Origin of the sequence: Planomonospora sp. ID91781 (assembly GCF_015711595.1) — a bacterium.
In the GTDB taxonomy this organism is placed as follows: domain Bacteria; phylum Actinomycetota; class Actinomycetes; order Streptosporangiales; family Streptosporangiaceae; genus Planomonospora; species Planomonospora parontospora.
Genome location: NZ_JABTEY010000002.1, coordinates 1,199,505 through 1,213,035 on the forward strand (window position 1 = coordinate 1,199,505; position 13,531 = coordinate 1,213,035).

General features: G+C 73.5%; 13 protein-coding genes. 9 read left to right on the forward strand and 4 right to left on the reverse strand.

Features of this window, described 5'->3' with window-relative positions; all coding sequences use genetic code 11:
• Nucleotides 1-230: 230 nt before the first annotated feature.
• Complete coding sequence (locus tag HS048_RS38960) at nt 231-710, reverse strand: TIGR00725 family protein (protein WP_196468815.1); 480 nt, start codon at nt 708-710, stop codon at nt 231-233.
• Between the two features lie 130 nt (nt 711-840).
• Between HS048_RS38960 and HS048_RS24675 the strand changes: the two genes are divergently transcribed.
• Nucleotides 841-1,866, forward strand: a complete 1,026-nt coding sequence (locus HS048_RS24675) for an endonuclease/exonuclease/phosphatase family protein (protein WP_196468816.1) — start codon at nt 841-843, stop codon at nt 1,864-1,866.
• A 199-nt stretch (nt 1,867-2,065) separates the two neighbouring features.
• Here HS048_RS24675 and HS048_RS24680 read toward each other — a convergent pair whose 3' ends face one another.
• A complete protein-coding gene (locus HS048_RS24680) occupies nt 2,066-2,530 on the reverse strand; it encodes a MarR family transcriptional regulator (RefSeq protein WP_307832622.1) in 465 nt (154 codons plus the stop codon).
• A gap of 277 nt (nt 2,531-2,807) precedes the next feature.
• On the opposite strand from HS048_RS24680, the gene HS048_RS24685 reads away from it, so the two are divergent.
• From HS048_RS24685 to HS048_RS24695, 3 genes are all read left to right on the forward strand, one after another.
• Entirely contained in the window at nt 2,808-3,629 is an 822-nt protein-coding gene (locus tag HS048_RS24685) for an NAD(P)H-binding protein (RefSeq protein ID WP_196468817.1), read from the forward strand.
• A 235-nt stretch (nt 3,630-3,864) separates the two neighbouring features.
• Entirely contained in the window at nt 3,865-5,646 is a 1,782-nt protein-coding gene (locus HS048_RS24690) for a PD-(D/E)XK nuclease family protein (RefSeq protein WP_196468818.1), read from the forward strand.
• A 136-nt stretch (nt 5,647-5,782) separates the two neighbouring features.
• A complete protein-coding gene (locus HS048_RS24695; protein ID WP_196468819.1) occupies nt 5,783-6,331 on the forward strand; it encodes a hypothetical protein in 549 nt (182 codons plus the stop codon).
• A 79-nt stretch (nt 6,332-6,410) separates the two neighbouring features.
• Here the strand turns inward: HS048_RS24695 and HS048_RS24700 are convergent, their stop codons facing one another.
• Nucleotides 6,411-6,818: a VOC family protein gene (locus tag HS048_RS24700; RefSeq protein WP_068899081.1), complete on the reverse strand. Its 408-nt coding sequence runs from the start codon at nt 6,816-6,818 to the stop codon at nt 6,411-6,413.
• Between the two features lie 59 nt (nt 6,819-6,877).
• Entirely contained in the window at nt 6,878-8,041 is a 1,164-nt protein-coding gene (locus HS048_RS24705; protein WP_196468820.1) for a DUF418 domain-containing protein, read from the reverse strand.
• A gap of 229 nt (nt 8,042-8,270) precedes the next feature.
• Here HS048_RS24705 and HS048_RS24710 point away from each other — a divergent pair, with 229 nt between their 5' ends.
• The 5 genes from HS048_RS24710 to HS048_RS24730 all read left to right on the forward strand — a co-directional run bounded on the left by HS048_RS24710 (nt 8,271) and on the right by HS048_RS24730 (nt 13,419).
• Nucleotides 8,271-8,873, forward strand: a complete 603-nt coding sequence (locus tag HS048_RS24710; RefSeq protein WP_068899076.1) for a PadR family transcriptional regulator — start codon at nt 8,271-8,273, stop codon at nt 8,871-8,873.
• 116 nt (nt 8,874-8,989) lie between these two features.
• On the forward strand, nt 8,990-9,370 hold the full coding sequence (locus HS048_RS24715) for an SgcJ/EcaC family oxidoreductase (protein WP_196468821.1): 381 nt from the start codon (nt 8,990-8,992) through the stop codon (nt 9,368-9,370).
• Complete coding sequence (locus tag HS048_RS24720) at nt 9,367-9,774, forward strand: hypothetical protein (protein ID WP_196468822.1); 408 nt, start codon at nt 9,367-9,369, stop codon at nt 9,772-9,774. Before HS048_RS24715 ends, HS048_RS24720 begins: the two co-directional genes overlap by 4 nt.
• Nucleotides 9,775-9,876: 102 nt before the next feature.
• The gene (locus HS048_RS24725) at nt 9,877-11,133 is read left to right on the forward strand and encodes an ADP-ribosylglycohydrolase family protein (RefSeq protein ID WP_196468823.1); all 1,257 of its coding nucleotides are present in this window, start codon (nt 9,877-9,879) and stop codon (nt 11,131-11,133) included.
• Nucleotides 11,134-11,241: 108 nt separating this feature from the next.
• Nucleotides 11,242-13,419, forward strand: coding sequence for a hypothetical protein (locus HS048_RS24730; RefSeq protein WP_196468824.1), 2,178 nt, complete (start codon nt 11,242-11,244; stop codon nt 13,417-13,419).
• The last annotated feature ends 112 nt before the right edge of the window (nt 13,420-13,531 follow it).

Below are 13,531 nucleotides of genomic sequence, written 5' to 3' on the forward strand. Positions count from 1 at the left end.
GGCACCGCCTCCCGACCGGCCTGCCCCGAAGGCCGGCGGCACCGGCTCCCAACGGACCCGTCCCGGTCATCGGCACCGGCTCCCGACCGACCCGTCCCGAAGGCCGGCGGCACCGGCTCCCAACGGACCCGTCCCGGTCATCGGCACCGGCTCCCGACCGACCCTGTCCCAAAGGTCGGCGGCACCGGCTCCTGACGGGCCTGTCCTACCTGACAGGCCCGTCCTGGAGGTCAGCGACTGGGCCAGAGCCCGGTGCGCGCCAGCGCCTCCTCCGGCGTCGAAGCGTGCTCGACACCGGGGAGCGGGCGCCCGTCCCGGTCCAGGATCCGCCAGCCGCCGAGCTGGACCACGGGCGTGCGGCCGCGGCGCATCGCGAGCGCCAGCTCCGACAGCGTGCCCCACGATCCGCCGATGACGATCACGGCGTCAGCCGAGTTGACGATGATGCCGTTGCGCGCCTCCCCGACACCGGTCGGGATCACGATGGAGAGGTCCGGGTTCGCGTCCTGTCTGTCCGCTCGGGACAGGATGCCCACCACCGTCCCGCCCGCCGACCGGGCCCCGGCCGCCACGGCGGCCATGACCCCGGTGTAACCGCCGCAGATCACCACCGCGCCGCGCTCCGCCAGCAACCGGCCGACCTCGCGGGCATTGGACTCGTCCTCGCTCGTGCAGTCGCGCGGACCGCACACCGACACCTGGATCGCCACATCGAGATCCTGCCAGCGAACGGCGATCACCGCCCCTGCCCCCGGCCCTCCGCCCCCTGCCCCGCCTCCTGGCCCCTGCCCCTGGCCGGGCGGTGCACGAGGACAACCGGTGACCCGTACGGTCGGGCGTATGGAGATCGGAGATCGGAAGGTTCGCGCTGCGGGGAAGCGCCCTCGTCGCGTCGGCCGGTGGCACCGGGGCGAGGTGGGCGCGCCCGGCCGGACGTCCTGGTCCTGGACGCGTGGGCGCGTCCTCGCGGCGGTCGCGGTGCTGGTGGCCGGGCTGCTGGCGTTCCCCGGCGCCGTGCCCGACGCCGCGGGCAATCCCGGTGGCCTGCTGGAGACCTTCCTGCCCTGGGGCGGCCTGGCCGTTCCCGTGCTGACGGTCCTGGCCCTGCTGCGTCGCTCGGTCACCGCGATGGTGTCCCTGGTGCTGCCCGCGGCGGTCTGGGCCGCCCTCTTCGGTGAGCGGTTGCTACCCGGTGATCGGGGAACGGCTCACGACCTGACCGTGCTCCAGCACAACGTCAATGACGAGAACCCCGATCCCGAAGGCACCGCGCGAGCCCTGGCCCAGGCCGGAGCCGACCTCATCGCCCTGGAGGAGCTGACGCCCGGCGCCCTGCCCGTCTACGAGTCCGCCCTCGCCTCCGGCCATCCCCACCACGCGGTCGTGGGCACCGTCGGACTCTGGTCCAGGTATCCCCTCGCGGACACCCGGCCGGTGGACATCAAGCCCGTGGAGGTCACCGGAGACTGGAGCCGGGGGATGCGGTCCACCGTGCGGACGCCGTACGGCGAGGCGGCTGTGTACGTCGCCCACCTGCCCTCGGTCCGCATCCGGCTGCCGGACGGCTTCGGCACCGGCCGGCGGGACGAGAGCGCCGCCGCACTGGGCGCGGCCATCGCCGCGGAGAAGCAGGACAGGATCGTTCTGCTGGGCGACCTCAACGGCACCCTCGACGACCGGGGACTGGCGCCGGTCACCTCCCGGCTGACCCCGGCGGAGGAGGGCTTCGGCTTCAGCTGGCCCGCAGTCTTCCCCGTGGCCCGGATCGACCACGTCATGACCCGGGCCGCGACTCCCGTCACCACCTGGACCCTGCCCGCCACCGGCAGCGACCATCTGGCGGTCGCCGCCCGCATCAAGTTCTGACACCCACCGGTGATCGCGGACCGCGGCCGTCTCACGCTTGCCCCGGATCGGGGACCACGGCCGTCTCACGCCTGCCCGGAGGCGACCGGAGTGCGCCGGGAACGTACCGCTGCGCCTGGTGACACCGTCGTCGACAGGCCGCCTCCGGGGAGTCACGGGAAAGCCGGCTCGGCCCCGGGACGACGGCGGCGTCGCGCCCTCAGCTCCCCCCGGTGAGGCGTTCGGCTTGGGCGCGGCCCACTTCGGCGGCTCGGTGCAGGTAGTCGGCGATGACGGCCAGTTCCGCGTCCCCGTACCTCTCCAGCACCTCGGTGAACGCCCTGCCCGGCAGATCCCAGACCTCGCTGATCCTCTCCCGCGCCGAGGGCGCCAGAGCGACCAGGGCCCGCCTGCGATCGGCGGGGTCCGAGCGCCGTTCCACCAGACCCGCCTTCTCGAGCCGGTCCACCAGGCGGGTGGCGGAGCCGGGCGTCAGACCGGTGAGCCGCGCGATGTCACCGGTGCTGACCGGCCCCGGCTCCTGATCCAGTAGCGCCACGCACTGCAGGTCGGTGGAGTGCATCTGCAGATGGTCGGCCAGCGCCTGGTTGAACAACACGTACGCCGCATAGTGCCGCCGGCTCTCGTCCATGATCCGCTTCAGCGTTTCGGCTCGATTTGACACCGGACGGTCCTACCCCTCACATTTTATTGCGTCGCACAAATTTTGCGTGACACTGATTTCGTGTCGCGCCTGAATCTTACCCTTCGCAGCCTCCTGGAAGGGGGCCGCATACCGGCGCCCGTCCGCCTCACACCGTCCGCGCCGCGCAACGCCAAGCCCCTCCCACCGTCCGCGCCGCGCCACGCCAAGCCGCAGCGCGCCAAGCCACTCCGTCCGCACCACTCCGTCCGCGGCCCTTCACGGCCCGGGTTCCATCAGCAGAAAGGCATGTCCTGACATGACCATCCTCGTCACCGGCGCTCGTGGCGCCGTGGCCACCGAGCTCATCTCCCTCCTGCGCCGGCGCGACCTGCTCGTCCGCCCGGCCTCGAGCAGTCCGGGCGAACCGGCGACCGTCAGGTGCGACCTCACCGACCCGTCCACCTTCCCCGCCGCCCTGGAGGGTGTCGATTCGGTCTTCCTGTACGCCGAGCCGTCGCACATCGACGCCTTCGTGAACGAGGCCGTCACCGCCGGAGTCGAGCACATCGTGCTGCTCTCGTCCTCCGCCGTGCTCGCCCCCGAAGCCGAGGCCAACCCCCTGGCCAAGACCCACGCGGACGTCGAGCACGCCCTGGCCTACGCCCCCGTCCGCAGCACGCTGCTCCGTCCCGGCGCCTTCGCCGGCAACGCCCTGGCGTGGTCCTGGCCCGTCAAGAGCGGCGCTCCGGTGAGCCTGCCCTACCCGGGGTCGTACAGCGATCCCATCCACGAGGCCGACCTCGCCGAAACGGCCGCCGCCGTCCTGGCCGACCCCGCCCTGGGCGGCCGGGCGTACACCCTGACCGGCCCCGAATCGCTCACCTGCGCCGAGCAGATCGACATCCTCGGTCGCGCGACCGGCCGGCACATCGCCTTCCGCACCGTCACCCGCGAGGAGTGGAAAGCGGAGACGGCCGGATACCTGTCCGGGCCCATCGCCGACGCGCTGCTGGACTGGCAGCGGTCGAACGACGGCGTTCCGACCGAGATCACCGCGGACGTCGAGCGGTTGATCGGACGGCCCCGCCGTACGTTCGCCACCTGGGCGCAGGAGCACGCGGCCGCCTTCACTCCCTGAGCGGACGGGCCGCGGTCGTATGCGCCCGGGCCACCGCCGTCACCCGCCGCCGTCGTGCGCGCCCCGGCCACCGCTGTCACCGCCGCCGTCGTGGAAGGCGCGTCCGGCGGGAACGGCCCGGCCCGGCACGGCCCACGGCTGCACCCTCGTTTCCCGTACGTCATCCCCAGGGGAGCCCCGACACGAGTACAAGAGGTGCTATAGATCTTACGGAACGTCATCCACAGGAGACCCGATGCCCCTCCGCACCGAGCTCACCGGCAATCCGGACGTCGTCCGGCTCTCGGCGAGCGCCCTCGACCGCCGTGAGCGGGACTGCCCCGCGTCCGCCGCCGCCAAGGCCTATCCCGCGATGCGGCCGGTCGTCCGCGACCGGCGGCGCTATCCGCCGTGGGCCTCCTTCCCGCTCGGTCTGGTCATCTCGGCGCTGGACTTCGTCGAGTGCGACGGCTACGACCCGGACGTCGCGGCCGAGATGGCGGTCGAGGAGAGCCGCGATCCGGTGCACCGAGGCGTGGCCCGCTGGATCCGGCACGCCTGCCGCACCTACGTGGAGACGTCGGAGAGCCTGGCCGCGGAGCTGGCCGCCGAGGGGGTCGAGCTCCACCTGGACGGGCGGCCCCGCGTCGTGCAGCACGGCACGCGGGGCGCCTCGGCGGTGGAGATGCGCGCGCTGACCGCGTGGGGCCGCTGGTACGCCTCGCCGGACGGCTCGGTCGTCGAGTTCCGCCGGCTGCGGCTGCGCCGTCCGACGGGGCGCAAGAGCGACCACTCCACGCTCGCCATGGCGTACGTCGCGGCGGCCGGGGACCGGGTCGTCCACCCCCGCGACGTCTACCAGGCCGTTCCCATCCCGGTCGAGCACGGCGGGGTGCGGCCGCAGCGGATCCGGGTGGTCGAGATGGGCCTCACCGACGCCGACGCCCGGGTGCTCGTCGACGCGGCCCCCGAGGAGGTACGGCAGGCGTACCTGGACTCCGTCAGGCCGGTGGCCGCGCGGCTGCTGACCGACGACCGCCGGGCTCCGGGCTCCGACTGCGCCGGGTGCAGGCTGTTCGGCTCCTGCGAGGCGCTCACCCGGACGCCGGGGCTGCTCGGGCTGCCCGGTCCCGGGACGCACCGCCGTACCTGGTCGGTCACCACGGCCCGGCAGTACCAGGTCTGCCCCGCGCAGTCGCACCTGCGCGACCTGCACCTGCCGGCGGAGGAGGCCGCGGGCTCGGCGGTCCGGCGCGGGCTGCTGGTGCACCAGTGGCTGGAGACCGCCCACGGCAGGCCGCGGAAGCGGCCGTGCACGCTCGACGACCTGCCCGACCCCACCGGGAGTTTCCACGGCCTGGCCGAGCGGATGATGAACTGGGACGAATACCAGCAGATCTGGCCCTACCTGATCCAGCACGTGGACGTGTGCCCGCTGCGCGGTCCCGGCGAGGTCACCGCCGTCATGCCGGAGCCGAGGGTGGCCGCCTACGACTCCACCGCCGACGTCGTGGTCGTCGCCAACCCCGACCTGCTGCGCCGGGTGGACGGCCGCCTGGTCTACCGGGAGCAGAAGACCTCGCTGACGGACCGCGGCATCACCGCGGAGAACGCCCTGGAGCTGGTCCCGCAGCTCGCCCTGGCGGTCTGCCTGATCGCGGGCGGCGTCTTCGGGGACACCGCCGGGACCGTCGAGCTGGAGCAGCTCACCCCGGCCTCGGGCACGGTGATCGAACTCGACGCGGCCGACCCCGGGGTGGTCACTGCCGCGCGGGCCGTCCTGGCGGAGCTGGCCGGTCCCTGGCACCGGGACACCGCCTTCCGGGCGACCCCGGGGCCCTGGTGCCGGTTCTGCCCCGTCTCCCGCTGGTGCGGCGACGCCTCCCGGGCGGACGAGGGGCCCTTCATGACGGTCGACGGCCTGGTGATCGACCCGGTCACCGGCGAGATCCTGGAGTCGCCGGGCTGCACGACCAGCCGGGTCGAGGCGGTCACCGGCGCGCTCGCCGGGGCGGAGGACGACGAGCCGCCCTTCTGAGACCCGGCACCAGTCGGTCGCAGGTGGCTTCCAAGCGCCTGTGTGCAGAGTGGCCGGTGTGACCCGCACGCAGAAGACCAGGAGCCGGACCCGGCGTCCCCGCAGGGAAGCCGTCGACCGGTCGCCGAGAAGGACCATGCCTCGTGAGCAGGAGCAGGTGCCTGCGGCGCGGTCCGGCACGGGGATGGCCGTCTGGACGGCGTTGTGCCTGCTCGTCCCGGGGGCGCTGCTCGTCTGGCTGGTGGTCACGATCGTCGGGGTCGTCACGCCGGAGCTGGGCGCCGCCCTCGGCCGCACGGGCACGCCCGGCACCGCGACCGTCGTGTCCTGCGAGTCCTACACCGTGGGCACGGGCCGGTCGAAGCGCACGAACCGCGACTGCGAGGCCCGCTTCGTGCCCGACGAGCAGCCGGGGCAGTCGGTCGTCGCCGGCACCGTCCCGGACGTGGAGGTGGGCGAGGTCTTCCCGGCGGTTCTGACCCCCGAGGGTGACCGGGTGCTGCCCACTCGGGCACGGGGCGTGTGGCGGGCGCTGTTCCAGCTCGCCGCGCTCCCGTTCGGGCTGGTCCTCATCGCGTTCCTCTCCGCCCTCATGATGCGCGCCAGGAAGGCGACCGTCTGGACGGGGGCGCTGGGACTCCCCCTCCTCGTCGTGATGGTCGTCGGTTTCCTCGTCGGAACGTGAGCACCCTCGTCGGGATGTGAGCGCCCTCGTCGGGTTGTGAGCGCCGAGGCTTCGGGGATCTCCCGCCGGAGCGCGGGCGTCACCCGCCGGCGGGCCGCTCCTGCAGGACCCAGCCGTTGCCGTCGGGGTCGGAGAAGAAGACGAACGAGTTCCACCTGCCGCCCGGCCCGTCGGCCAGGGCGCCGTCCTCGCCGTAGTGCCGGATCCCGCTGACCTCCACGCCGCGGCCGGCCAGTTCGGCGCGGGCGGCCTCGATGTCGGGCACGACGATCTGCAGGCCCTGCAGCGAGCCCGGCGGCGGTCCGGTGATCCCGGTGTTCAGATGGATCGAGCAGCCCGATCCGGGGGGTGTCAGCTGCACCATGCGTGCTCCGTCGCCCACCTGGATGTCGAGGTCGACGGCGAAGCCGAGTCCCTCGGCGTAGAAGCCCTTCGCCCGGTCGACGTCCGTCACCGGGACGGGTACCACTTCGAGTTTCCAGTCCATGGCGCGTCATCCTGCCACTCGGGACCGACAGGACCGACAGGACCGCCAGGACGATGAGATCACCGGGACCGCTGCGGAGCCGCGGAGAGCAGGGTGAAGCGTCTCAGCGCCCATTCGACCGGGCCCTGCCGGTGGCTGCGCAGCCACCAGGCGCTCAGTGCCAGCAGGAGCGCGTAGATCACCGCGGCCACTCCCATCACCGCGATCGGAGGCAGCTCCCCCGCCAGCGCCAGGCCGTACCCGGTGAAGACCAGGCAGGCCAGCACCGACTGGCCGATGTAGTTGGAGGCCGCCGTCCGCCCGGCCGGGGCCAGCGCGCCGGCGACCGCCGGGAACCGCTTCACCAGCGCCAGCAGGGTGACCACGTAGGCGGCCGACAGCAGCGGGGAGGCCACGTTGTTGACCGCCAGGCCGACCAGTTCCGCGGCGCCGCCCGTCTGCGACGACCAGGTGAAGAAGACCGCGGCGGGCAGGCCGACGCCGTAGCCCAGCCACAGGATCCTGGGAACCAGGTGGGCCCAGCGCTCCCTCTCCTCCAGCAGGCGCGACTTCCCGGCCGCCAGCCCGAACAGGAACAGCGCCATCGCCATCGGGCCCTGGCCGAGCCACACGAACGCCGCGAGCATCGGGTAGGTCTCGACCTGGAACCGCAGGAAGTCCAGCGGCCCGCCGGTGACCAGCGCCTCGGCCCGCGCCGCGGCGGCCGTGTCGGCGACCGGGGCCACCGCGCCGCCCGGGTCGAGCAGGACGAGCCCGGCCAGCGCGAGCCAGATCACCGACATCACGCCGATGATCCAGCAGCCGGCCTTGACGGCGGTCCTGGGCCTGATGTCGCGCATCGTCAGCAGCAGGAGGCCGAGTGCGGCGTAGAGGGTGAGGATGTCGCCGATCCAGAGCAGGAACCCGTGCGCCACGCCCAGGACGAACAGGCCCAGGCAGCGGCGGACCATGCGGGACTTGACCTTCTCGCCCCACGAGCGCATCTGCAGGGTGAAGGAGTAGCCGAACAGGAACGAGAAGATCACGTAGAACTTGGTCAGCACCAGGGTGCTGACCACGAGGGCGACGGGGCCTTCGCTCATGGGCAGGGTGCCGATGCCGACGGCGTATCCGGGGTCGGCGAAGAAGCCGATGTTGGCGACCAGGATGCCGCCCAGCGCGAAGCCCCGTACGGCGTCGATCTCGTGGATGCGCCTGGACGCCGGCGCTGCGGTCTGGGTCATGCCCTCGATGCTAGGAATCCGATGTACGGCGCACATCGGACTTCGGACGGGGGTTCCGCGACCAAAGTCGACGGCGGCGGGCCACCGGCACGGCGGCCGCGGGCCCGGTGCGGGCCGGTCCCCCGGCAGCGGCGGCGCGGCGCCGATCACCGACCATCCGCCCGTCAGCCTCGGAACCTTCCCCCGGCTCCGCTATAGTGCATAATGCAATATAGAAGGAGGCATCATTATGGCGCGACGTCCCGATCTGGTCGGCTTGACCGTGCTGGCCATGCTCGCGGTGCGCGCCAGCCACCCCTACGAGCTCCACCGCTTCATCATCGACACCCACAAGGACTACGTCACCGGGCTTCCTCGGAGCCTCTACCACGCGGTCGAAAGACTCGCGGGCGAGGACTTGATCGCCCCGGTCGAAACCAGCAGAGAGGGGCGCCGGCCGGAGCGCACCGTCTACGAGATCACCGACGAGGGCCGCAGTGAACTGTCGACCAGGCTCCGCGCGCTCCTCGAGAGCCCTCACCCGGATCGCCGGACGTTCACCGCCGCCGTCTCCCTCATCGGCACCCTGCCGGTGCCCGACGCGCTGCGCGCCCTGCGCACCAGAGCCGCGGCGCTCGAAGGACTGCTGGCCGGGACGGACGCCCACCTGCGCGCCATGAAGGACAACGGCCTGCCCGACATCCTGATGATCGAGGTCGACTACGAGCGCACGCTGAACGAGGCCGAACTGGCCTGGGTGCAGCGCATCGTCGCCCGCCTGGAATCGGGCGAGCTCGGCTGGTCGGGCACCGTCCGGCAGGACCTGCTGTCGCAGCTGCTCGGCGAACCATGAGCAAGCGGCTGCCAGAGTGCGCCAACACCCTGGCAGCCGGACATCCGAACAAGGCGCCTGCCCTGCCTGGACTCGCAACCTCCAGGATAGGCGCCACGACCAGAAGGAATCGCGCCATGTCCGTGAACACGGAGATCACCGGTCTGCTCACCCGCCTCGCCGACGCATGGAACGCGGGCGACGCCACCGCCTACGGCGGCCTCTTCACCGAGGACGCCGACTACATCGCCTTCAACGGCATGCACAGCGAGGGGCGGGCGGCCATCGAGGCCTCGCACCGCTGGTTGTTCGACGGCCCGCTCCGGGGATCGGCCATGGCCGCCCCGAACGGCCGGATCAAGGTCAAACCGCTCGCCGACGGAGCGGTCCTGGTGATCTCGAAAGGCGGCACCGCGGTGGCGGGCGAGTTCCGCGAGTCGATCGTCTCCTTCACCGCGGTCAGCACGCCCGAAGGGTGGCGGTTCACCTCCTTCCAGAACACGCGGGTGGCACGGTGAGGAAGGAGAAGCCGATCGCCGAGGTCACCGGGATCGTCGAAGCGCCGCCCACCGCGGTCTTCGACGACCTGGCCGGCGCGCTGCTGCCCGGCGGCACGCGCACCGGCCGCTTCACCGTCGAGGATCTGCCCGGTCACACCTCCACCGTGGAGGTCACCGGCCACACCATCTCCGTCCAGGGCGGCTGGTGGTATCGGGGCGAGTGGAGCGTCGAACCGCATCCCCGGGGCGCGCTGCTCGTGCACCGGGTCTTCAACGTCGCCCAGAGGATGCGGTGGGGCGTACCGCTGGCCAACCGTTTCTTCGTCGGCTTCGCCGCCGACACGCGACGGGGGTTCGCCGACAACCTCGTCCAGATGGGGCATCGCCTGGGTTGTCCGGTCCATCTGATGGCACCCCGTTGAGACCGCGCCTTCCACTCGGCCGGGAGTACGAGAACCGCAGGCCCCCATCCGCCACCGACACAGACGCAGACGCAGACGCAGACGCAGACGAGGAACCCGATCATGAACGATTCCGCGACCACCGTCCCGTACCCCTCCCGAGTCCGGGGCTGCCTGCTCGGCGGCGCCGTCGGTGACGCGCTCGGCAACCCCGTCGAGTTCATGTCCCTGGCGGAGATCCGTGCGAGGTTCGGCCCGGCCGGGCTCACCGGCATGGTCGAGACCGAGATCACCGACGACACCCAGATGACCCTGTTCACCGCCGAGGGCCTGATTCGCGCCCGGCTGCACGGCGGCGATCCGCTGGCGGGCGTGCACGGCGCCTACCTGCGCTGGCTCGACACCCAGAACCACACCGCGCCGCGTCCCGAGGACGACGGCTTCCGCACCGGATGGCTGCGCACCGAGCGGTGGCTGTACGCCCGGCGCGCCCCCGGCAACGCCTGCCTGTCCGGCCTGCGCTCCGGGATCGCCCCTCCCCCGCCCGAGACGCCCCTCGGCCATGGGCCCGTCAACCCCGGTTCCAAGGGGTGCGGCACCGTGATGCGCTCGGCCCCCTTCGGTCTCGTCCGCGGCACGAAGGCTCCGTTCCCCACGGACGCCCCCGCCGCGGCCGCCGACCCCGCCTCCGCCACCGCGGTCGGCCCGGCCCCGGGCACCGGTCCCGGCCGCGCATCCTCCGCCTCCTCCACCTCCTCCGCCTCTTCCATCTCCTCCGCCGCGGCCGATCCGGTCGCCCTGGCCACCGCCGCCGCCCGCATCACCCACGGCCACCCCACCGCCGCCATCGCCTCCGGTGCTCTGGCCCACCTCATCGGCCGGCTCGTCGGCGGGGAACCGCTGCCCGAGGCCGTCGACTCGACCGACCGGATGCTGTCCGCCCTGGACGGGCACGGGCCAGAGCACCGGGAGACCCGCGAGGCGCTGCGCGCGGCCCGGCGGCTGGCGGAGGCGGGCGGTCCCGCGCCGGAGAAGGTGGAGGCCCTGGGCGGCGCCTGGATCGCCGAGGAGGCGCTGGCCATCGCCGTCTACTGCGCCTTGGCCGAGCCGGACCCGCGCCGGGCCCTGCTGCTGTCGGTCAACCACTCGGGTGACGCCGACTCCACCGGCGCCGTCTGCGGCAACATCGTCGGCGCGGCGTACGGCGAGGCCGCGCTGCCCGCCGACTGGGCCGCGATCGTCGAGGGCCGCGACACCGTCCTGCGGATCGCCGACGACCTCGTCACCGCCTTCGAGGGTCCGGCGCGGGACCTCGCCGCCCGCTACCCCGCGGACCGATGGACCGGCCGGCCCGGCAGAGGCGATCGACACAGAGGGTGAGGTAACCCTACGCTTATGTGAACGCTGCAGATCCTCGTCGGATACGCTTCACCCCTGATTTGCGGAGTGCCGGCCGTACGTTCCCCCGTTCGAAGGCGGTTTCTGCCCATGGCATCTCAGGTGACGCGGTTGTACCAGGCGGTGCTGCGTGACCGGGAACCGCCGATCTCGATCCGGCTGCGCCGTACCTTCTCCGAGTGGACCGAGGCGAAGGGCTTCCCTCCCGCGAGCGCGGCCCGGGCCCGGACCGAGCACGAGGCCGGCGGGGCCCGCCTGGTCATGGAGCGCCGGGGCGGCGGCTGCGGCCGCTACACGCTCGGCGAGCCGGTCGCGGGCGGGGTCCTGCGCACGCAGGTGACCTACGCCGAGTCCGTGCCGGGCATGACCGGGTGGGTCGTCGTCACCGTGGAGCAGCACGGCGGCCGGGAACCGGAGGCGGTCACCGCCCCCGGCTTCCTCCCGGCGTACCTGCGCACCGCCCGGATCACCGACGGCGCCGTGCACGTCGAGGACGGGCCGGTGGTGCTCGACGAGACCGAGGTGGACCGGTTCGTCCGGACGCTGGCCGATCCCCGCCGCCGGGTTCCGGCCGTGGTCGTCTCCGTGGACGCGCAGCGGCCCGAGGCGGGCCGTGCCCGCGCCGACCACCTGGCCGCCGCCCTCACCGGGGCGGCCCTGGTGGTGCGCCTGGCGGATCTGCGCGCCCAGGACCGGTTCAACGAGACGCTGGGTGAACGGCTCGGCGTGTACGGCGGCGGCGTCCGCACCTACGTCACGCCGTTCGACCCCGCCGGGGAGCGCTACCCCGAGCGGCACCTGACCATGGGCGGTCCCCGGCTCCGCGCCCAGGGCGCCGCCGCCCTCGGTGTGGTCGTCGAGGGGGCGCTCGGCAGGACCGCCCGCGCCGAGCTCCCGGACGACGTCCGGCGGACGATGGGGGCCGTGCGCCGGGTCCTGTCCGGCACGGCCGAGCTGAGCGCGATCGCCGCCGCGGCGGCCCCGGTGCCCGCCCCGGTCGACCTCAGCCGCGAGGAGCTGCGGCGCGGGATGATGGCCCTGACCCGGCAGCCGGTGCCGCCCGCCGCCCCGGAGACGGCCTCGGAGACGGCTTCGGCGCGGTCCGCCGCCGCACCGCTTTCCACCGCGCAGTCCGCCGTCGCGCGGCCCGGGGCCGCGGGTCCGGGCGCCTCCGGAACCGCCGCCCCGGGAACCCGACCGGCCGCCGGGCAGGGCTCCTCCCCCGGCCCTTCTCCGGCGGCCGGGCCGGTCGGCGGCGCTCCGGCGCTCGACGTGGCCGGTCTCGTCCGGGCGGTGGCGGACGCGGTGGTCAAGGAGCTGCGCGGTGAGCTGGAGAGTGCGCTGAACCTGGCCGCGTCGTCCGCCTCCCCCGACGACGAGCCGGGTCTGCTGCTCCGCGAGATCCGCATTCTCGGCGCGCACGTGGCCGGGCTCCGCGACATCGTCGCCGAGCGGTGGCGGGACGGTCCTCCCCCGGTGGCCGGGGAGGCGGGGGCACCGGCGGAGACACGGGCGGGGACACGGGCGGAGGACGAGCCCGGGGCACGGACGAGGACGCGGGCGGAAGGCGAGCCCGGGGCACCGGCGGAGACACGCGTGGAGGGTGGGGCCGGGCGTCTCCGCCGCGAGCACCTGTTCCTCCAGAAGGAGTACGCCGACTCCGCCGCAGAGGCCCGCAGGCTGGCCTGGCAGGTGCGCCGGCTGGAGCGGATGCTGACCGAGGCGGGTCACCCGGCCTACGGCGCGGCCCCCGAGGAGGACGTCTTCGAGCCGACCGGTCTGGTGGACGTGCTGGTCAGGGCCCGGGCGACGCTGCGGCACGTCTCGGTCGGCGACACCGACGGCCCGGCCGCCCGGCTGGACCTGGACCATCCGGCGCTCTGCCGCACCTGGGCGGCCAAGGCGTGGGACGCCCTGTGCGCGCTGGACGACTTCGCCGGGGCGCGCTCCTCGGGGGCGTTCTCCGGCGGGTTCTACGACTGGTGCGCCAACGGTGCGGACGGCCGCCGCACCATCCCCACCGGGATGCTGGCCATGCGCGAGTCCAGGAGCGTGACGGGCAGCGCCAAGTTCAGCGAGCCCAGGGTCTTCGCCGTGCCGCAGGAGGTGCATCCGGCGGGACGGCTCCTGATGGAGGCGCACGTGAAGCTGCGGCCCGTCGGCTATCCGGCGCCGCGGATGTACTTCCACGACGACTCCGGCGGCGCCAGCGGCAAGGTCTGGATCGGCTACCTCGGGGACCACCTCCCCAACACCCGAACCAACTGAGGCGCCCGGGACCCCGCCCGCGCACCCGTCCGCACCGCCGCGGCACCCCGCACGACCGCGGCATCCCGTACGACCGCAGCCTGCGGGTCCACAGGCCGGAGGTCCGCGGGTC

Excerpts from the sequence above, each read along its gene's own strand:
- HS048_RS24675 (WP_196468816.1), top strand. The coding sequence starts at position 841 with ATGGAGATCGGAGATCGGAAGGTTCGCGCTGCGGGGAAGCGCCCTCGT.
- HS048_RS24685 (WP_196468817.1), top strand. The coding sequence starts at position 2,808 with ATGACCATCCTCGTCACCGGCGCTCGTGGCGCCGTGGCCACCGAGCTC.
- HS048_RS24690 (WP_196468818.1), top strand. The coding sequence starts at position 3,865 with ATGCCCCTCCGCACCGAGCTCACCGGCAATCCGGACGTCGTCCGGCTC.
- HS048_RS24695 (WP_196468819.1), top strand. The coding sequence starts at position 5,783 with ATGCCTCGTGAGCAGGAGCAGGTGCCTGCGGCGCGGTCCGGCACGGGG.
- HS048_RS24700 (WP_068899081.1), bottom strand. The coding sequence starts at position 6,818 with ATGGACTGGAAACTCGAAGTGGTACCCGTCCCGGTGACGGACGTCGAC.
- HS048_RS24705 (WP_196468820.1), bottom strand. The coding sequence starts at position 8,041 with ATGACCCAGACCGCAGCGCCGGCGTCCAGGCGCATCCACGAGATCGAC.
- HS048_RS24710 (WP_068899076.1), top strand. The coding sequence starts at position 8,271 with ATGGCGCGACGTCCCGATCTGGTCGGCTTGACCGTGCTGGCCATGCTC.
- HS048_RS24715 (WP_196468821.1), top strand. The coding sequence starts at position 8,990 with ATGTCCGTGAACACGGAGATCACCGGTCTGCTCACCCGCCTCGCCGAC.
- HS048_RS24725 (WP_196468823.1), top strand. The coding sequence starts at position 9,877 with ATGAACGATTCCGCGACCACCGTCCCGTACCCCTCCCGAGTCCGGGGC.
- HS048_RS24730 (WP_196468824.1), top strand. The coding sequence starts at position 11,242 with ATGGCATCTCAGGTGACGCGGTTGTACCAGGCGGTGCTGCGTGACCGG.